Annotated in this window: 21 protein-coding genes; 14 read left to right on the top strand and 7 right to left on the bottom strand. The window is 61.8% G+C overall.

Features of this window, described 5'->3' with window-relative positions:
- Nucleotides 1–43: 43 nt before the first annotated feature.
- A complete protein-coding gene (locus ASE04_RS11015; protein WP_056816536.1) occupies nt 44–334 on the top strand; it encodes an AbrB/MazE/SpoVT family DNA-binding domain-containing protein in 291 nt (96 codons plus the stop codon).
- Complete coding sequence (locus tag ASE04_RS11010) at nt 331–720, top strand: type II toxin-antitoxin system VapC family toxin (protein ID WP_056816533.1); 390 nt, start codon at nt 331–333, stop codon at nt 718–720. The genes ASE04_RS11015 and ASE04_RS11010 overlap by 4 nt, the downstream gene beginning before the upstream one ends.
- 2 nt (nt 721–722) lie before the next feature.
- Here the strand turns inward: ASE04_RS11010 and ASE04_RS11005 are convergent, their stop codons facing one another.
- Entirely contained in the window at nt 723–1,283 is a 561-nt protein-coding gene (locus tag ASE04_RS11005) for a methylated-DNA--[protein]-cysteine S-methyltransferase (protein ID WP_056816529.1), read from the bottom strand.
- A gap of 108 nt (nt 1,284–1,391) precedes the next feature.
- Nucleotides 1,392–2,621, bottom strand: a complete 1,230-nt coding sequence (locus ASE04_RS11000; protein WP_056816526.1) for a glycosyltransferase — start codon at nt 2,619–2,621, stop codon at nt 1,392–1,394.
- 123 nt (nt 2,622–2,744) lie between these two features.
- Here ASE04_RS11000 and ASE04_RS10995 point away from each other — a divergent pair, with 123 nt between their 5' ends.
- From ASE04_RS10995 to ASE04_RS10975, 5 genes are all read left to right on the top strand, one after another.
- Nucleotides 2,745–3,362, top strand: coding sequence for a 2'-5' RNA ligase family protein (locus tag ASE04_RS10995; RefSeq protein WP_056817640.1), 618 nt, complete (start codon nt 2,745–2,747; stop codon nt 3,360–3,362).
- Between the two features lie 65 nt (nt 3,363–3,427).
- Nucleotides 3,428–4,486: a M14 family zinc carboxypeptidase gene (locus ASE04_RS10990; RefSeq protein WP_056816521.1), complete on the top strand. Its 1,059-nt coding sequence runs from the start codon at nt 3,428–3,430 to the stop codon at nt 4,484–4,486.
- Entirely contained in the window at nt 4,487–4,837 is a 351-nt protein-coding gene (locus tag ASE04_RS10985) for an ArsC family reductase (protein WP_056816518.1), read from the top strand.
- Between the two features lie 3 nt (nt 4,838–4,840).
- On the top strand, nt 4,841–5,314 hold the full coding sequence (ybaK, locus tag ASE04_RS10980; protein ID WP_056816515.1) for a Cys-tRNA(Pro) deacylase: 474 nt from the start codon (nt 4,841–4,843) through the stop codon (nt 5,312–5,314).
- Between the two features lie 75 nt (nt 5,315–5,389).
- Nucleotides 5,390–6,643, top strand: a complete 1,254-nt coding sequence (locus ASE04_RS10975) for an aminopeptidase (RefSeq protein WP_056816512.1) — start codon at nt 5,390–5,392, stop codon at nt 6,641–6,643.
- A gap of 90 nt (nt 6,644–6,733) precedes the next feature.
- On the opposite strand, the gene ASE04_RS10970 is transcribed toward ASE04_RS10975, so the two are convergent.
- Nucleotides 6,734–7,336, bottom strand: coding sequence for an NAD(P)H-dependent oxidoreductase (locus ASE04_RS10970; protein ID WP_056816508.1), 603 nt, complete (start codon nt 7,334–7,336; stop codon nt 6,734–6,736).
- Nucleotides 7,337–8,935 carry an exodeoxyribonuclease VII large subunit gene (gene xseA, locus ASE04_RS10965; RefSeq protein WP_056816505.1) on the bottom strand — a complete coding sequence of 533 codons (1,599 nt, stop codon included), beginning with the start codon at nt 8,933–8,935 and terminating at the stop codon, nt 7,337–7,339.
- 199 nt (nt 8,936–9,134) lie between these two features.
- Between xseA and ASE04_RS10960 the strand changes: the two genes are divergently transcribed.
- Nucleotides 9,135–9,398 (top strand): spike base protein, RCAP_Rcc01079 family, encoded by a 264-nt coding sequence (locus ASE04_RS10960; protein ID WP_056816502.1) that lies wholly within the window; start codon nt 9,135–9,137, stop codon nt 9,396–9,398.
- A gap of 135 nt (nt 9,399–9,533) precedes the next feature.
- Complete coding sequence (locus ASE04_RS10955) at nt 9,534–9,776, top strand: hypothetical protein (protein ID WP_056816500.1); 243 nt, start codon at nt 9,534–9,536, stop codon at nt 9,774–9,776.
- Between the two features lie 3 nt (nt 9,777–9,779).
- Here the strand turns inward: ASE04_RS10955 and ASE04_RS10950 are convergent, their stop codons facing one another.
- A complete protein-coding gene (locus tag ASE04_RS10950; RefSeq protein ID WP_056816497.1) occupies nt 9,780–11,615 on the bottom strand; it encodes a hypothetical protein in 1,836 nt (611 codons plus the stop codon).
- 143 nt (nt 11,616–11,758) lie between these two features.
- Between ASE04_RS10950 and ASE04_RS10945 the strand changes: the two genes are divergently transcribed.
- Together ASE04_RS10945 and ASE04_RS10940 are read left to right on the top strand one after the other, a co-directional pair.
- Nucleotides 11,759–12,772, top strand: a complete 1,014-nt coding sequence (locus ASE04_RS10945) for a glycosyltransferase (protein WP_082597315.1) — start codon at nt 11,759–11,761, stop codon at nt 12,770–12,772.
- Entirely contained in the window at nt 12,769–13,146 is a 378-nt protein-coding gene (locus ASE04_RS10940) for a GtrA family protein (RefSeq protein ID WP_056816494.1), read from the top strand. Before ASE04_RS10945 ends, ASE04_RS10940 begins: the two co-directional genes overlap by 4 nt.
- Here the strand turns inward: ASE04_RS10940 and ASE04_RS10935 are convergent, their stop codons facing one another.
- Nucleotides 13,147–14,133 carry a Gfo/Idh/MocA family protein gene (locus ASE04_RS10935; RefSeq protein WP_056816491.1) on the bottom strand — a complete coding sequence of 329 codons (987 nt, stop codon included), beginning with the start codon at nt 14,131–14,133 and terminating at the stop codon, nt 13,147–13,149. It abuts the gene before it with no gap.
- Nucleotides 14,134–14,314: 181 nt separating this feature from the next.
- Between ASE04_RS10935 and ASE04_RS10930 the strand changes: the two genes are divergently transcribed.
- Together ASE04_RS10930 and ASE04_RS10925 are read left to right on the top strand one after the other, a co-directional pair.
- Entirely contained in the window at nt 14,315–15,262 is a 948-nt protein-coding gene (locus tag ASE04_RS10930; RefSeq protein ID WP_056816487.1) for an aldo/keto reductase, read from the top strand.
- A 13-nt stretch (nt 15,263–15,275) separates the two neighbouring features.
- Complete coding sequence (locus ASE04_RS10925) at nt 15,276–15,719, top strand: GNAT family N-acetyltransferase (RefSeq protein WP_056816482.1); 444 nt, start codon at nt 15,276–15,278, stop codon at nt 15,717–15,719.
- Here ASE04_RS10925 and ASE04_RS10920 read toward each other — a convergent pair.
- On the bottom strand, nt 15,709–16,326 hold the full coding sequence (locus tag ASE04_RS10920) for a hypothetical protein (protein WP_056816481.1): 618 nt from the start codon (nt 16,324–16,326) through the stop codon (nt 15,709–15,711). The genes ASE04_RS10925 and ASE04_RS10920 overlap by 11 nt on opposite strands.
- A 143-nt stretch (nt 16,327–16,469) precedes the next feature.
- Here ASE04_RS10920 and ASE04_RS10915 point away from each other — a divergent pair, with 143 nt between their 5' ends.
- A complete protein-coding gene (locus ASE04_RS10915) occupies nt 16,470–16,964 on the top strand; it encodes a YciE/YciF ferroxidase family protein (protein WP_056816478.1) in 495 nt (164 codons plus the stop codon).
- Nucleotides 16,965–16,979 lie beyond the last annotated feature (15 nt).

Here is a 16,979-nt window from a genome sequence, read left to right as displayed (position 1 = left end):
AGGCGGATTATCTTACATCCGTCTTACCTCTGGAATTCAAGCGATGGCGCAGAGCGAAATCCTGATCACGACCGTCTCGACCAAAGGGCAGGTCATTCTACCCAAGGCAATCCGCCGGCGGCGGGACTGGGAAGCCGGTACGCGTCTGATCGTTGAGGAAACGCCAGACGGCGTTCTGCTCAAGCAGGCTCCGGCGTTTGCGCCCACGCCGCAGGGCTCGGCGTTCGGAATCTTGGCATACAAGGGCGAGCCGAAGACGCTTGAAGAGATGGACGCCGGTGTCGCGGCCGAGGCAAAGGCTCGCTATGCGCGCAGTCGCGATTCGGAAACATGATCGCTATCGATACGAACCTTATCGTGCGGTACATAGCAGGCGACCATCCTGAGCAGTCGCTTCGGGCTCGTGAAATTATCGACACTGAGAGCGTTTTCGTTGCCGCCACGGTCGTGATGGAGGTGGCCTCGGTTCTCAGGACGACCTTCGGCTTTTCTCGGACGGATATCGTGAACTCGCTGCGCATCTTCGCGGGCATGCCGAGTGTGACGATCGAAGATGCCGACTTGGTGGCTGCCGCATTCGATCTCGTTGAAAAAGGCATGGACTTTGCGGATGCGCTGCATCTGCTTCGCGTCCAGCATTGCGACGCCTTGGTCACGTTCGATCGCAAGTTCATCAAGGCAGCGCATGCCGCGGGCCACCCGTTCGTCCGCGAACCCTGAACTCAAAACAACGACTGCTGCACCGGCTTCGGGGGCGCCATCTTCACACCCTCCAGCTCCAGCATGCGCGCCTTCGACACCGAGCCGCCGGGGGCCGAGAAGCCGCCGATCTTGTTGCCGGCGGCGAGAACGCGGTGGCAGGGGATGATGAGCGCGATAGGGTTCCTGGCCATGGCCTGACCGACGTCGCGGGCGGCTTCGGGGCCGTGGCCGAGCTCTTTGGCGAGAGCGCCGTAGGTGGTCGTTTCGCCCCAGCGCAGGCGGCGGGCGGCGGCGTAGATGTCGCGGAAAAAATCGTCCTGGCCGGCGAGATCGAGCGCGAGGTCGGAGAAGTCGATCGACTCCCCGGCGAAATAGCGCTTCACGGCGGCGATGGCCTGCGCGATGTCAGGCGTCGAGGCTGACGGCTCGGCATCGGGGACGCGGCGCAGCAGCAGGCGTTCGGTGGCATCAGCGCTTGATGTCGGCAGCTGGAAACGGGTGATGCCGATGGCGTTCCATGCGATGCCGCAGAAGCCGCCCGCGGTTTCGAAGATGGCGTAATGCTGCGCTTGATGAGCCATGGGTCTCGCCTCCCGATACTGGAGCTTCGGCCATAGGATCGGCCTCACCCCAAAATCGTACCTGCTGGCTAAGAATTCAACCCGTTTCTTGCGCGTGCGAACTGGCGATCAGCCGCGTGCCTGCCGGGGCTCGGCTTCCTCTTGGGCTGGCTTTGCCAAATCCGGGCGCAGCTTGGCGAAAACGGCGTCGAAGCCGGCGGCGATCTTTTGCGGCTCGTAGCGGCGCGCGGCCTCAAGGGCTGCGCGCGACAACGCCGGAATGGCCTCGGGCTTCGCCGCCATGGAGGCGATCTCGGCGGCCAGCGCCTTGTCGTCGCCGGGGTCGAAGAGATAGCCGTCCTTGCCGGGATCGATCGATTCCGGAATGCCGCCGGAACGGGCGCCGATGACGGGGACGCCTTGCGCGAAGGCCTCGATCACCACGCGGCCGAAGGGCTCGCGAAAGAGCGAGGGCACGACCAGCACGTCGATCTGCGGGAAGAAATCCTCGGGCTTGGTCCAGCCGAGGAATTTGGTGTTTTCGCCCGGAAATTTCTGCGGCAACGACTTCGAATAATCGCTCTTGGCGCTGCCGGCGATGACGAAGCGGACGTTCTGGTCGTTGACCAGCCGATGGGCGGCGCGGGCGAGCGTATCGAGGCCCTTCACCGGATCATGCACGCCGATGAAGCCGAAGCGCATCGGCCCCTCCGGCTGTTTGCGCGGTTCGCTGTGGGCGATCGGCGGGACGGCGCCGGGCACGCGGTGGGTGCTGGCATTGGGGAAATAATCATGCTCGGTGTGGCGGCCGATGATGAAATCGGTTTCGCCGATCACGGCATCGACATAGCGCGAGAAGAATTTCTTGCCGTAGGACGAAACCTGGCAGGAGGAACAGGCGCGCACGCAATTGTCGTCGCCGCGCCGCATGCTGGCCTTCCAGCAGAGCAGAAAGGCGCTGCGCAGGATATGGCAGACCGGCACGCCTGAGCGCTTGGCTGCCGCCCAGGTGGCGACGTTGATGTTTTCGATGCTGTCGGTCAGCACGATATCCGGCTTGAAGCGGCGGATTTCGCGGCGCATGACGAGATAGGCGCGCGGATTGAAATTCTCCAGCGCGTGCCAGATCAGCTTCTTCCAGCCCGGCCGAGGTAGACGGTAATTCCAGTCGATGTTCAGCGTCTTCAGGCGGTGCACCGGCACGCCGTCATAGACCTCGTGCTTGTCCTCACCCGAGACGTTCACGACTTCGAGGTCGTGACCAGCCGCGATCAAGAGCTTGGCGACCATCATCGCCGAAATCGGGCCGCCGCCATCGATGAAGGGCGGAAAGGCCGCGCAGGCCATCAGGATACGCATGACAAGACTCCCGGCATCGATGCTGAATGTTCTTCTTTTGTTCTTGATTTCCTCAGTTCACCTGCTACCATCCTCGCGTTCCCTGGATAGACAGAGGCGGGGCCGATGCTCCGGTGGTTGGTCATGCACGAACAGAACACGCAATCGTCCTTCGATTTCACAAGCCGCAGGATGCACCCGAAATCGTCAAGATTTGGCAAAGAAACCCTGTTTTTCGCGATCCTGCCGGATTGCGAAGCCAGACAGCACTGCCTGGAGATCCAGCAAAAACTGCAGCGAGACCACGACGCTCTCCTCTCGCCCTTGCTGCCGGAGCGGCTACATGTTTCGCTCTACGGCGTTGGCAGCGCCGAGCGCATCAAGGACGAGATGATCTTCGCTGCCTGCCGGGCGGCATCGGCGATCGACGCCTGTTGTTTCGATCTAAGCTTCGACCATGTCGCGACGTTCAAGACCGCGCCGCGCAACGCGATCGTGTTGTCAGGCAATGGTGGTCGCGAGCTTCTGCGTCAGCTGCATGTCCGGATCGGCATCGAGATGCATGCCATTGGCTGCGACCCTCACGTGAAGATCGATTTCCAGCCGCACGCGACGCTGTTCTACGCCGATGACGTCATTGCCAGAACCGAGCTCGAGGTGCCGGTCGTCCTCCCTGTGCGGGAGTTCGTGCTGCTGCACAAGCGGCCGGGTGAGCAAGCCTACCAGCCGATCGCGCGCTGGCCGCTACAGAACCGTGGCTGACGGCTTGCCTCTACAGCAGGAACACGCTTAAAGCTCCTGCAGCAATGGCAGCAGCGGAGACAGCAATGGATACGTCCGAGATCATCATTTCAGGCGATACGGCAGGTATCGAGTGGCGGCTTCCGGTGCTGCGCTTCAAGGGCAGCGACCCTGACGCGCCGAAGATTCACATCCAGGCCGCCCTGCATGCCAACGAACTGCCGGGCACGGCGCTTGTCCATTTTCTCTGCGAGATGCTGCGCAAGGCCGAGAGTGCCGGCCAGATCCGCAACGATATCACCATCATCCCGCATGCCAATCCTGTTGGCGCGGCACAGTCGCATTTCGGCGAACTTCAGGGCCGCTTCGACCTGGGCACCCGGACCAATTTCAACCGCGAATTCCCGCTGATCTCAGTCAAGGAGCGCGATGGGCTCGTGGCCAATCTCAGCCGCTACGATGCGGTCGACCGGCTGAAGCGACAGCTGATGCACATGGCGCTCGGCTGCGATCTGGTGATCGACCTGCATTGCGACGATGAATCGCTGCAGTATGCCTATATCGACGACGCCTTCTGGCCTGAAGCGTCCGACCTTGCATCGGCGCTCGACATGGAGGCCGTATTGCTCTCGGACGGCGAGAGTTCGGCCTTCGAAGAGGCGGTCGGCCATGCCTGGAAACACGAAACGGCGGGCGAGAAGAAAACGCAGTTGCCGGGCAAGCTCTCGGTCACGGTAGAGCTTCGCGGCGGACGCGACGTCTATCCTGATCTGGCGAAGAAGGATGCGGAAGGACTGTTCAAGTTCCTCGCCAAGCGTGGCGCGATCGATGTGCCCGTGACGCTTTCGCCATTTGCCGGGCCTGCCGTTCCGCTCGACAATGTCGAGATGATCCGGGCGCCCGAAGCGGGCACCTTGCTCTTCCATCGCAACCTCGGCGATCAGGTCAGCGAAGGCGATTTGCTGGCGACGATCATCACCCGGCCCGGCATGCCCGACGGCACGGTCGAGGTGCGCGCGCCGCAGGCCGGCCTGATCCTGACGCGATGCTCGGCACGTCTGGTTCGCCGCCGCGCCGACCTGATGAAAATTGCCTGCAAGGCCGCCAGCAAGGCTGTGCGCAAGGCCGGAACGCTGGAGAACTGAATGACTGTCACCGTCTATGGCATCAAGAACTGCGACACGATGAAGAAGGCCCGCAGCTGGCTGGAAGAGCACGACGTCGCTTACGACTTCCACGACTATAAGACCTCCGGCATCGACCGGGCGCATCTGGCGAAATGGACGCAGGAGGCCGGCTGGGAAACGGTTCTCAACCGCGCCGGCACGACCTTCCGCAAGCTGCCCGACAACGCCCGTGAAAATCTCGACCGAGAGAAGGCGATCGAACTGATGCTTGAGCAGCCGTCGATGATCAAGCGACCGGTCGTCGAAGCCGACGGCAAGCTGCTGGTTGGCTTCAAACCCGATATCTACGGCGCCTTCTTCAAGGACTGATCCATGTCGAAGACGACGCGCGCCACGCAGGTTTTGGCCAAAGCAGGCGTGACCTTTACCGTTCACACCTATGATTACGACCCGAATGCAGAGCGCGTGGGTCTGCAGGCGGCTGAAGCGCTTGGCGAAGAGCCGCATCGGGTGCTCAAGACGCTGATGGCCGAAGTCGACGGGAAAGCTGTCTGCGTCGTCGTCCCCTCCGACCGCGAGGTGAGCATGAAGAAGCTCGCCGCCGCCTTCGGCGGCAAATCCGCGAACATGATGAAGCCCGCCGACGCTGAACGTCTGACAGGATACCACGTCGGCGGCATCAGTCCGTTCGGCCAGAGGAAGGCCGTGCCGACGGCGATCGAGGAAGTGGCGATGAACGAGGCCCTCGTCTACATCAACGGCGGCCAACGCGGCTTGCAGGTCCGGCTTGCGCCGCAGGACGCACTCAAGGCGCTGAAGGCAAGCGCGGCGCCGCTCATTGCTTAGAGCCGTGCTTCATTTTCGCCGCAAAGCGATCTAACTCTCTCTCACTCTGTCCGTTTTTCAAGAAGGTGATCGATTATGAACGTCATGCCGCAAAGCCAGAACGCCATAGACCCCATCAAGCTCGACAAGCTCGCCGAAGTCGCCGTCAAGGTGGGGTTGCAGCTACAGAGCGGCCAGGATCTCGTCGTCACCGCCCCTGTGGTAGCGCTGCCGCTGGTGCGGCTGATCACCAAGCATGCCTACCAAGCCGGAGCCGGGCTCGTGACGGCGTTCTATTCCGACGAGGAATCGACGCTGGCGCGCTATCAGTATGGCAACGAGGCGAGCTTCGATCGCGCCTCGAACTGGCTCTACGAAGGCATGGCGAAGGCCTATGAGGGTGGTGCCGCGCGGCTTGCGGTCGCCGGCGACAACCCGATGCTTCTTTCCGAGCAGGATCCGTCAAAGGTCGGACGGGCCAATCGCGCGAACTCGACCGCCTACAAGCCGGCGCTCGAGAAGATCTCCAATTTCGACATCAACTGGAACATCGTCTCCTACCCCAACCCCTCCTGGGCAAAGCTGGTGTTCCCTAACGATCCGGAGCCGATCGCGGTCGCCAAGCTTGCGAAGGCGATCTTTGCCGCTTCCCGTGTCGATCGCGAGGATCCGATCGCCGCATGGGCGGAGCATAACGCCAATCTTGCAAAGCGCTCCGCCTGGCTGAACGGTCAGCGCTTCGCATCGCTGCATTTCAAGGGACCAGGCACGGATCTGACCGTCGGGCTTGCCGACGGGCACGAATGGCATGGCGGCGCATCCACGGCGAAGAACGGCGTCACCTGCAACCCGAACATCCCGACCGAGGAAGTCTTCACGACGCCGCATGCGCTGCGCGTGGAAGGTTACGTCTCGAGCACCAAGCCGCTGTCGCACCAGGGCACGCTGATCGACAACATCCGGGTGAAATTCGAAGGCGGCCGGATTGTCGAGGCCAAGGCGTCGCGCGGCGAGGAAGTGTTGAACAAGGTTCTCGATACCGACGAAGGCGCACGCCGCCTCGGCGAAGTGGCGCTGGTGCCGCATTCCTCGCCGATCTCGGCGAGCGGCATCCTGTTCTACAACACGCTGTTCGATGAAAACGCGTCGTGCCACATCGCTCTCGGCCAGTGCTACTCGAAGTGCTTCATCAACGGTGCGCAATTGAGCCAGGAGCAGATCAAGGCACAGGGCGGCAATTCGAGCCTGATCCATATTGACTGGATGATCGGATCGAACAAGGTCGATATCGACGGCATCAAGCCCGACGGCTCGCGTGTTCCGGTCATGCGCCAGGGCGAGTGGGCCTGAGCTTCGGCAGACAAATAGCCGACTAACAAGACCTGAGGCGCCCGCATAAAACGTGCGGGCGTCAGCGTTTTGCGACAGGCGAATGTGCGGCTAGATCGCGCTCAGGCTTTTCTTGACGCGCGCCAGATGAGCCTCGCGTTTCGCGGGCGTGGCGCGATCCATGTCGTGCAGCGTGAGCATCCGGAAATTCAGGGATTTCGAGCAGAAATTGGCGATGCCGCGCTTCAGCAGGCGGCGAACCGGGTTGCCCATGTAGAGATGCACGAGCCACCAAGGCGATCCGGTGCTGGTCAGCGCCCAGAGCGTATTGATATTGGTGAGCTCGGGTACGATGCGGCCACCGGCCTGATCATGGGTGAACGCGACGCCGGGCGCCAGAATGCGGTCGAAGAACCCTTTCAGGATCGCCGGGAAATTAAACCACCATTGCGGAAAGACCAGCACCAAACCGTCAGCGGCGCGTAACCGCGTCACGATGCCGGCCACGCCCGAAAGGTCGTAGGGACTATCGAAATATCCGACGCGCTCCGCCGATGACAGGCGCGGGTCGAAATCCTCCCGGTAAAGATCAAGCAGATCGACGCTGTGACCGTTGGCCTCCAGTGTTTCGCGAGCAGCCGCCGCGACCGAAGCCGCGAAGCTCGTTTCGAGCGGATGCGCCAGGACAATCAGAAAATGGCGCCGGTCGCTCATCTAGAAGAGGCTACCCTGCTTCGGCGGAGCCACGGGATCGCCGGTGTCGGCGGGCTTTGCCGGCCGCTTTCTCGCAGGCGCCGGCACGTCGTCGCCATCGCGTGTGACGGCGTCGATGCGACCATCCGCGAACTCGATCGAGATGTTCATGTCAGGCGCCAGCATCGCGGCCTGCGACAAGGGATGGTTATCCTCGTCCCGGATGACGGCATAGCCGCGCTTCAGAACATTCTTGTAGGACAGAGACTGCAGCACGCGATCATGCCCGACAAGTTCGGCGCGGGCGCGCGTCAGCTTGTGGCGGACGGCCGTATCGCCATGCCGCGCCAGATTGCCCAGCCGATCGCGCATGCGGGCCGTCTGGGTCATCAGCCGTGCCGGCAGCGACGCAAAGATCGCATCGGCGCGATCGATGCGGGCCTTCGAACGATCAACCAGCCGTTCCACCATTCGCTCGGCGCGCGCCATGCGATCGGTGAGCAGCTGTCGCCGTTCGCCGATCCGGTTCGACAGAACATCGGGCCTGAGATGCGCCGCTGCCCTTTCGAAACTCCGGCGCTTGTTGATGGTGTTGAGCTCCATCCCCCTGCCGAGGGCGGTCGCCGCTTCATCGAACCGGCGACGCGGAAGCGCCAGCAACTGGTCCAGCGAGGGCAAGGCACGCATCAGCGCGCGCACCGATTGACGACGATGATCCATCTGCCGGTTGATGCAGCCGCGATGGCGCGCCGCCAGAGCGGTCACCTGCGCTTCCAGCTCCGCCCTGACCGGAACCGCCATCTCGGCAGCCCCCGTCGGCGTCGGGGCACGCACGTCGGCGGCGTAGTCGATCAGGGTCCAGTCGGTCTCGTGGCCGACTGCCGAAATCAGCGGAATATCGCTTTCCGCCGTGGCGCGCACGACGATCTCGTCGTTGAAGCTCCAGAGGTCCTCAAGGCTGCCGCCTCCGCGCGCGACGATCAACACATCGGGCCGTGGCAGATCGGCGCCGGGCGCCAGGCTGTTGAAGCCACGGATGGCATTGGCGACCTCCTCGCCCGATCCTTCACCCTGCACCTTGACCGGCCAAACGAGGACATGGACAGGAAAGCGGTCGGAGATGCGGTGGAGGATGTCCCGGATAACCGCGCCGGTCGGCGAGGTCACGACGCCGATCACCCGCGGCATGAACGGCAGGCGGCGCTTGCTCGCGGGATCGAACAGGCCTTCGGCACCGAGCTTTCGTTTCCGCTCCTCGATCAGCGCCATCAGGGCGCCGGCACCGGCGGGCTCCAGCGTTTCGATGACGATCTGGTACTTGGACGAGCCGGGAAAAGTGGTGACCTTGCCGGTGGCGATGACTTCCATCCCCTCCTCGGGGCGGAATTTCAGCTTCGAGAAGGTGCCCTTCCAGATAACGGCGTCGATGCGGGCGCGGTCGTCCTTCATCGAGAAATAGGCATGGCCGGACGAATGCGGTCCGCGATAGCCGGAGATTTCGCCGCGCACGCGCACCTGGTCGAATGCCGTTTCGACCGTACGCTTGATCGAGCCCGACAGTTCGGACACCGAATAGGCGCTGAGATTGGTCGGCGAATCGCTCTCGAAGATGCTGCTCATGCCATTGTTCTAGCCGAAGCGTCGGGAAAGAGCAGCCCCAGGCGGGGACGTTTCTCGCGCCGTTAACGCCTCATTCCAGACGGAAAATCATCGATTTCAGATCGTTAGCAAGATCGCGGACCTTCGCGCCGGCGAGCTGTTTCCCCGCATTCCGATGCGCACCGCATGATGGGTCTTCTCAACACAAGGAGCCCCTCAGATGTCCGATCGCTTCGCCTCGCATGCGCCCTCGCTTAGCGGTCCCGCCAGCTCCGGCTTTGCCGTCACCCCCAACGACGACACAGATCTTGCCGAGACGACCCGCGCGCTTTTCGTCGGCACGGGCGGAATGCTGACCGTGACCATGGCTTCCGGAGGCGTCCTGACCTTCGACGCGGTGGCCGATAGCGCCTTGCTGCCTCTGCGAGTATCGCGCATCCATCAAACCGGGACAACAGCCGGAAATATCATAGGCTTAGTCTAACGGAGAACAAAATAGTGCCGCTACGCATTACAACCGTAACGGCACTGTCTATCCAGTAATATGGGGATAGCCCGGTACATTAATTGTTCCTAAAAGGTGCAGGCCATATACTGACCGCGACTCAGGAGATGTCGAATGATCGCTCTTACAGCCATTGCCCTTGGACTTGCCACAGCACCGATGCGCTCCGTGGTCTCGATGGTCGTTGTCGGTTTTCTGGTCTGTGTAGTCTATGTCGCGGCGGTCTTCACGTCACCGGCGGCAGCGTCGTTCCTGTCCTTCGCGCTGGCGCTCGTTTCCTACAATTTCAGCCTGCTCGCCGGCCTCTTCGGCATCCACGTCCTCGAACGCGCCCGGGCTCGCGCGCGTTTCGTCTGAGCCTCAGTTGCTTCCGACGTAACGGAAGAACTGCACCGGTGATCCATCCGGTCTCGGCAACGCCTGCAGGTAATCAGGCACATTGCCCTTTTCCAACTGCGCATAGAGCCCATCCGGCTTGATCTTGGCGATTTCGGCGGTCTGAGGGTTCTCGGAGCAGAAGGCGAGCACGGTGACGCCCGTGCCGCGCAGGAAGGCTTCGGCCTCCTTCGGCGGAGCAAGGCCGATGTGCATCTCCGTCAGCATGCCACCCTGATTGCGGTGATAGGGCGCCGAGAGGATGCGATTGCCGGTAAATCGAAGGATCGAAACACCCATGTCCGACGGGCCAACCACCAGGCCGGCGGGGAGATCCACCAATGGCGCGATTGTTGTCCGCGACGAGCAGGAGCGCTTGTCGATATCGTCGGTCGGATCGGTGTAACCGGTGCTCAACCGGCTTCCAATCAAGCCGCCGGCAAAGCCCCAGACCGTCGCGACGCTCAGAAGAACGGTTGCGATATAGAAGAATGCCGCAACGACGTTTTCGCGGTCTCCGTTCGATACGCGACGCATATCGATAATCAGCAAAGTGAGCGGGAAAATCGCCACGAGATTCGAGAATGGCGAACCGCGAACCTGCACTGCCGCAATGCCCCAGCTGACGAAAAGTAGGCAAAGCAGGACAAGGTGGATGCGAACCCGATCGCCATACGCCAGGCGGAAGATGCAGACGGCGAGCGCGAACAGGCCGGTGGCGTAGAAATACCCGAGTGTATAGGTATCCTGCCGGTTGGCACCGAAGATCGATTGCGCCTCCTGCACATTGTTGAGCCAGAGATCCACCAGCATCGGATCAAGGTCCGCGAGCGGATTGTGCAGGCACTGCGGAGCGATGGAGATCGCCGACCCCAGGACGGCAATGCCGACGCCGCCGAGAACCAAGAAACGAACAGAGCGGCGATAGCGGCTGGCCAGGGTGGCGCTGGCAAGCAGCAGCCCGCCTCCGATCGCGGCAAGGCTGTAATAGCCGAGCGAGAGGTTGTCGCAGGTCACCGCCGAGTAAAGCCGTGGCGGCACCGTTCCGAAGAAGAGAACGCTGATCGACAGCGCAAGCGTCAGGCCGAAAGACTTCGCGGCCGTCGCATAAGCCTCCCCTTCCCATGCCCAGGCAATGGCAACAATCAGGCAGACCGCCGCGACAAAGGGGGTCGTCTCGGCGCCGATGGCGATCGCAACAGCCGCTGCCAGACCCGCAGCGGCATAGCTCCACGCACCGTGTTTTTCGTCGAGAAGCATCGCCGTCATGATCGCGACGAGCGCGAACTGCGCATTGTGGTGATCGATCGATCCGGGGAGAAAACGGTTACTGGTGATCAACAGAAACACGGAGAAGGTCAGCGCTATGTGCATTCCGAGCAGGCCGCCGACGCGCCTTCCGGCAACAGCCATAGCCCACAGGCTCGGTATGATCAGCGAGAGCGGCCAGACCAGCAGAGCTGCCGCTTCCGCGCGCTCCGGCGCAAGAAACAGGCCGAAGAACTTGATCAGGCCGGCGATCGGCAGATCGATCAGCCGCGACCAATGCATGAGCGTGCCGGAGCCCAACCCCATGCGATACTGCATCAGATCGAACCAGCCCTGGCCGTTCAGGAAATCGCGAACTTCGACGAGCCGCATTCCGTCGTCATTGTCGGCGCCGACGTAATCCTTCGCATTCGGAATCTTCAGAGCCAGGATGACGACCATAGTGACAAGGCTGTAGAACAGCACCGACGGCCAAAGCCTCTTGAATGCCTGCCTTATCCGGCTACCAAGCGACACGGGTGGTGAACCAATCATCGGAGCAAATGTCGCCATCAGCGGTCTCATCATTGAGTTTGGACGACCTTAGGGGCCGCATATCAAGAAACCGTAAAAGACCGCCAAAAGCAGCGCGATATAGCTACTTGTTAACGGCCGACGTCTAGACTTCGTCGAATTTCTCGCGACGGGTAGGACCAATGATTGGATCGCGTAACGACACGATGAGCGTTGCAGTGCTGTTACCCTGCTACAACGAGGCGGCGACGATAACCGATGTCGTGCGCGGCTTCCGTGCCGCTCTGCCGGATGCGCGCATCTACGTTTACGACAACAACTCGATTGACGGGACGGCGCTGCATGCGATGCTCGCCGGCGCCCACGTCGTTCGCGAGCGACGCCAGGGCAAGGGCCATGTCGTCCGCCGCATGTTCGCCGATATCGATGCCGACATCTACCTGATGGCCGACGGCGACGGCACCTATTCGCCTGACGATGCGGAAGAACTGATCCGCACGATGCTGACCGAGCGATCCGACATGGTCGTGGGGACGCGCCGCGGCGTCCATGCCGACGCGGGGCGCCAGGGCCATGCGTTCGGAAACCGCATCTTCAACGTTCTCTACCGCGCGATTTTCGGGCCTGATTTTACCGACATCTTCTCGGGCTACCGCGTGTTCTCGCGCCGTTTCGTGAAGAGCTTTCCGGCCGTTTCCGGCGGGTTCGAGATCGAGACCGAGATGTCGGTGCATGCCTCGCGGCTGAAGCTGCCGGTAACCGAACTGGAGCTGGACTACGGCCGCCGGCCCGAGGGATCGCACTCGAAGCTTTCGACCTTCAAGGATGGCGCCAAGATCCTCTGGATGTTTGCGATGCTGATGAAGGAAACGCGACCCTTCGCCTTCTTCAGCATCATCAGCGGCGTCTTCATGGCCGGCAGCCTTGTCTTCATGACACCGGTGCTCGCCGAATACTTCCAGACCGGCCTCGTCAGCCGTATGCCGACATGGGTGCTATCGATGGCGCTGATGATGGTATCCTTCATGATGTTCACGGCTGGCGTCATTCTCGACTCCGTTTCCCGCGCCCGCGCCGAGCAGCTTCGGATCCACTACATGGGTCTTTCGAAACAGCTTATCGCCGAGCAGGTCGTGACGACATCCGATGACGCGGCGATCCACATTCCCCGCGCCCGGAAGACGGACGCGGCATGAGAAAGCTCTTGCGCTTTGGCATGGCCGGCGGCCTCGGCTTCGTGGTCGATGCCGGCCTGCTCAGCCTGTTGCTGCATCTGACGACGCTCGGGCCATTCATCTCCAGGCTGATTGCGATCGCCGCAGCGATGGCGACGACGTGGGTTTTCAACCGCACATTCACCTTCGAGCCGTCCCGTCATTCGCTGGCGGTCGAAGGATTTCGCTACGGCTCCGTCGGGGTGACGGCGGCGCTGGTGAACTATGGGCTCTATTCGGCGCTGCTGCTGCGGCTGCCCGACCTGCAGCCGCTGGCGGCGATGGTTCTTTCCACCGCCGCATCCACGCTTTTCAGCTTCTTCGGCTATTCCCGCTTCGTCTTCCGAGGCGACTGATCAGACCGGCTCCCAGCCGTCCTTCTCGCTGGCGCGATAGATCGAATCGATGAACTTCTGGCTGAGCTTCGAGCTCTCCAGCGACACGATCTCTTCATTCTCACCCTTGGCAGCCCGCGCAAAGGCTTCCGCTTCGCGCTTGTACTGACGGCTGTCCGGGAAGCGGAAGATCGTCGATTCATTGTGGCTGCGGTTGGTCAGCTCGATTTCCTCGGCGCCCCAGCGATCGGCGTTGAAGGGAGACTTCACCTCGATGAAGCCATCGGTGCCGTGGAAGACCATGACCTGGCGGTTCGCCATCTGCGTGGCGACATAGAAGGTCAGTTCGAAGTCGCCGAAGTCGGCCTTGACGCTGGAATAGATGTCGGTGCCGAACTCCGGATCGCGACGGGTGACGGCCTGGACGCGGAGCGGCTCCTTGCCGGTCGTGAAGCGCGTTGCGATCGTCGGGTAGACGCCGATATCGGGAAGCGCACCACCGCCGAGCTCGGGGATATTGCGCATATTGCCGGGATCGCGGTTAAAATAGGTGAACGCACCCTGGACATGCAAGAGCGTGCCGATCGCGCCCTCCGCAATCAGCGAGCGGACCTTCCGCCAGACCGGCGTATAGGTGACCATGTAGGCCTCGGTGACGAGAACCTTGTTGCGGTCGCGGGCAGCAATCAGGCTGTCGATCTCATCGGCCTTCAGCGCGATCGGCTTTTCGCAGAGGACATGCTTGCCGGCATCGGCGGCCTTGATGGTCCACTCGACGTGCTGCGAGGTCGGCAGCGGGATGTAGACCGCGTCGATCTTGTCGGAGGCCAGCATCTCCTCATAGGAGCCGAAGGCGTGCGGAACGGAAAAACGATCCGCCATCTCCCGGGCTCGACCGAGATCGCGGCTGGCAACCGCCGTCACGACGCAGTTTTCCGCGTCCTGGATGGCGGGAACAACGAGTTCACGGCCGATCTTCGCGGTCGAAAGAATACCAAAACGCAGCATAGCCTCACTCCTCTCCTGTTTCGATTTTTGCGCACCTTAGTAAGGCGACAGCGGCGGCGCAATGTCGCGATCACAATTCAAGGAGCAGGTTTCCATCGCACGACGGCCGCGCTAGGTTACCTCCCGGCGGCGTTCTGTCGCGTCATCGATTTCAATCAATTCAGCACTTTAGGAGAGCGCCATGGATATGCGCCGTCTTGGAAAAACTGACCTTTCGATCGCCCCGATCGTCTTCGGCGGCAACGTCTTCGGCTGGACCGCCGACGAGAAGATGTCCTTCGATATTCTCGACGCCTTCTTCGACGCCGGGTTCAACACGATCGACACGGCCGACGTCTATTCGGCCTGGGTTCCGGGCAACAAGGGGGGCGATTCCGAGGAGATCATCGGCAAGTGGCTGAAGCGCGGCAAGGTCTCGCGCGACAAGGCTGTGATCATCACCAAGGTCGGCTCCGACATGGGCCAGGGCAAGTCGCTGAAGGAAACCTATATCCTGAAGGCGGTCGAGGATTCGCTGCGCCGGCTGCAGAGGGACCATATTGATCTCTACCTCTCGCATTGGCCGGATGAGAACACACCCTATGAAGAAACACTCGGCGCCTTTGCCAAGCTGAAGCAGCAGGGCAAGGTCCGCGCGATCGGTTGCTCCAATCTGGATGCCACGCAGCTTCAGGCGTCCTTCGATGCCGCCGAGAAGGCCGGCGTGCCGCGCTACGACGTCATCCAACCGGAATACAATCTCTACGACCGCGCCCCGTTCGAAGGCCCTCTGGCGGACCTCTGCGTCAAGGAAGACATCGGCGTCATCACCTATTTCAGTCTTGCCGCCGGCTTCCTCTCCGGCAAGTACCGCAGCAAGGCCGATACCGAAGGCAAGGCACGCGGCGGCAAGGCAGCCGGCTATCTCGACGACAAGGGGCTGAAGATCCTCGCAGCCCTCGACAAGGTCGCGGCGGAAACCGGCGCCAAGCCGGCCGAGATCGCGCTTGCATGGCTGCTGAGAAAGAAGGGCGTGACCGCCCCGATCGCCAGCGCCACCAGCCTGTCGCAGCTTGACAGCCTGACCAAGTCGGCAACACTTTCATTCTCCGACGACGCGATGGCGCTGCTCGACAAGGCGGGCGCCTGACGGGAGCCATGCGATGACCGTGACGATCCGCGATGCGAAGCCCGAAGACGAAGCGCGTTGGCGCGAGCTTTGGGCCGCCTATCTCGCCTTCTACGAGGTCACGGTCGATCCTGACATAACCGATGCGACATGGCGCCGGGTCTTCGATCCGGCGTCAGCGATCTTCATGCGCGTCGCCGAAGTGGACGGCAAGGTGATGGGCTTCACGCTCAGCCTGACGCATGAAGGGACATGGATCCATGGCAAGGACTGCTATCTGGAAGACCTCTTCGTCGATCCGGCCGCGCGCGGCAAGGGCGTCGGTCGCGCCTTGATGGACGACCTCGTTTCGCTCTGCGGGAAGAACGGCTGGTCGCGGCTCTACTGGCACACCAGCGAGCAGAACAAGACGGCGCGGGCGCTCTACGACAGCTACGTCGAAAACGACGGGCACATTCGCTACCGCATCAGCTTCTGAGCGGCGGGAAGCCCTCGTAGAACCCGGAGTGGCTGCCATCCCAGTTTTCCATCCCCCGCTTCGTCAAGATGCCGCGCGGCCTGACATAGCTCTGGATGATACGGCGTGGCCGCTCGTGCCACTGGATGTTGAAGGCCCAGAGTTTCGGGAAAAAGCAGAGTGCGGCATAGGGCAGATGGTCGTGGATCCACCAGGCAAGCCGCTGCCAGTCCTCCTCGTTGCTGTAATTATCGATCATCCACGGGACGACGACGCAGGCCGTTGCCCCCATGCAGCCATCGAAATCGCGAAGGTCCCAGATGTGATCGGCGGCCGTTGCGGCATTTGACGAGCAATTGAGATTGTTGCGGTTGCCGAACTGGTTGACCTCGGGCGAACGATAGCCGGAACGGATGTGCAGCCGTCCGAAGGTTGCCTGCAACGGTTCCAGCAGTTCCTCGCAGAGCCGCCTCCCCGCCTCGATCGCCAGATCGGGATTTTCGGGAATATTGGGAATGCGATAGAAATCGGCGATCTCGGAGTGCAGGAAATCGCGGAGGAAGAAATTCTTCGAAAGACGCGCACGCCCGAGTTCTTCCAGGCCCTTCATCGATCCAGGTTTCTTCACACAAGGCTCCCATTGCTTGAACGGTGCAGTCTGCGCTCCCTGACGATCGGCGCAACCCGAAAAACTGCCGGAACAATTAGCGTCCTCTTATCTTACCCTTTCGTCCGCGCTTCACGGTTCTCCACACAACAAGGGAAGAGACAATGGCCAAAGAAAAGACGCTCGACGATCTGTTCTACGATACGCTGAAAGACATCTATTTTGCCGAACGGCAGATCCTGCGTGCCCTGCCGAAGATGGCGCGGGCGGCGCAATCGCAAGAGCTGAAAGCCGGCTTCGAAAAGCATCGCGAGCAGACGGAAGGCCACGTCGAACGTCTGCAGCAAGTCTTCGAACTTGTCGGCAAGCGGGCCCAGGGCAAGACCTGCGAGGCGATCCAGGGCATCATTGCCGAGGGCGAGGAGATCATCGAGGAGTTCAAGGGCTCGCCGGCGATAGATGCCGGTCTGATCTCCGCGGCGCAGGCGGTCGAACATTACGAGATTGCCCGCTACGGCACGCTGAAGACCTGGGCGCAAACGCTCGGCAAGAAGGACGCCGTTGCCCTGCTCGACAAGACGCTGCAGGAAGAAACGGCGACGGACAAGACGCTGACGCAGCTCGCCACGACGGCTGCGAACCAGAAGGCAGCGGCCTGATCGCCTGTTCTGTCG

The organism is Rhizobium sp. Root708 (assembly GCF_001429725.1).
GTDB lineage: Bacteria > Pseudomonadota > Alphaproteobacteria > Rhizobiales > Rhizobiaceae > Rhizobium.
This window is presented reverse-complemented; position numbering and strand designations above follow the sequence as displayed.

Bases quoted from the DNA above. Each gene is read 5' to 3' on its own strand.
- ASE04_RS11015 (WP_056816536.1), top strand. From the start codon at position 44: ATGGCGCAGAGCGAAATCCTGATCACGACCGTCTCGACCAAAGGGCAG.
- ASE04_RS11010 (WP_056816533.1), top strand. From the start codon at position 331: ATGATCGCTATCGATACGAACCTTATCGTGCGGTACATAGCAGGCGAC.
- ASE04_RS11005 (WP_056816529.1), bottom strand. From the start codon at position 1,283: ATGGCTCATCAAGCGCAGCATTACGCCATCTTCGAAACCGCGGGCGGC.
- ASE04_RS11000 (WP_056816526.1), bottom strand. From the start codon at position 2,621: ATGCGTATCCTGATGGCCTGCGCGGCCTTTCCGCCCTTCATCGATGGC.
- ASE04_RS10995 (WP_056817640.1), top strand. From the start codon at position 2,745: ATGCACGAACAGAACACGCAATCGTCCTTCGATTTCACAAGCCGCAGG.
- ASE04_RS10990 (WP_056816521.1), top strand. From the start codon at position 3,428: ATGGATACGTCCGAGATCATCATTTCAGGCGATACGGCAGGTATCGAG.
- ASE04_RS10985 (WP_056816518.1), top strand. From the start codon at position 4,487: ATGACTGTCACCGTCTATGGCATCAAGAACTGCGACACGATGAAGAAG.
- ybaK (WP_056816515.1), top strand. From the start codon at position 4,841: ATGTCGAAGACGACGCGCGCCACGCAGGTTTTGGCCAAAGCAGGCGTG.
- ASE04_RS10975 (WP_056816512.1), top strand. From the start codon at position 5,390: ATGAACGTCATGCCGCAAAGCCAGAACGCCATAGACCCCATCAAGCTC.
- ASE04_RS10970 (WP_056816508.1), bottom strand. From the start codon at position 7,336: ATGAGCGACCGGCGCCATTTTCTGATTGTCCTGGCGCATCCGCTCGAA.
- xseA (WP_056816505.1), bottom strand. From the start codon at position 8,935: ATGAGCAGCATCTTCGAGAGCGATTCGCCGACCAATCTCAGCGCCTAT.
- ASE04_RS10960 (WP_056816502.1), top strand. From the start codon at position 9,135: ATGTCCGATCGCTTCGCCTCGCATGCGCCCTCGCTTAGCGGTCCCGCC.
- ASE04_RS10955 (WP_056816500.1), top strand. From the start codon at position 9,534: ATGATCGCTCTTACAGCCATTGCCCTTGGACTTGCCACAGCACCGATG.
- ASE04_RS10950 (WP_056816497.1), bottom strand. From the start codon at position 11,615: ATGGCGACATTTGCTCCGATGATTGGTTCACCACCCGTGTCGCTTGGT.
- ASE04_RS10945 (WP_082597315.1), top strand. From the start codon at position 11,759: ATGATTGGATCGCGTAACGACACGATGAGCGTTGCAGTGCTGTTACCC.
- ASE04_RS10940 (WP_056816494.1), top strand. From the start codon at position 12,769: ATGAGAAAGCTCTTGCGCTTTGGCATGGCCGGCGGCCTCGGCTTCGTG.
- ASE04_RS10935 (WP_056816491.1), bottom strand. From the start codon at position 14,133: ATGCTGCGTTTTGGTATTCTTTCGACCGCGAAGATCGGCCGTGAACTC.
- ASE04_RS10930 (WP_056816487.1), top strand. From the start codon at position 14,315: ATGGATATGCGCCGTCTTGGAAAAACTGACCTTTCGATCGCCCCGATC.
- ASE04_RS10925 (WP_056816482.1), top strand. From the start codon at position 15,276: ATGACCGTGACGATCCGCGATGCGAAGCCCGAAGACGAAGCGCGTTGG.
- ASE04_RS10915 (WP_056816478.1), top strand. From the start codon at position 16,470: ATGGCCAAAGAAAAGACGCTCGACGATCTGTTCTACGATACGCTGAAA.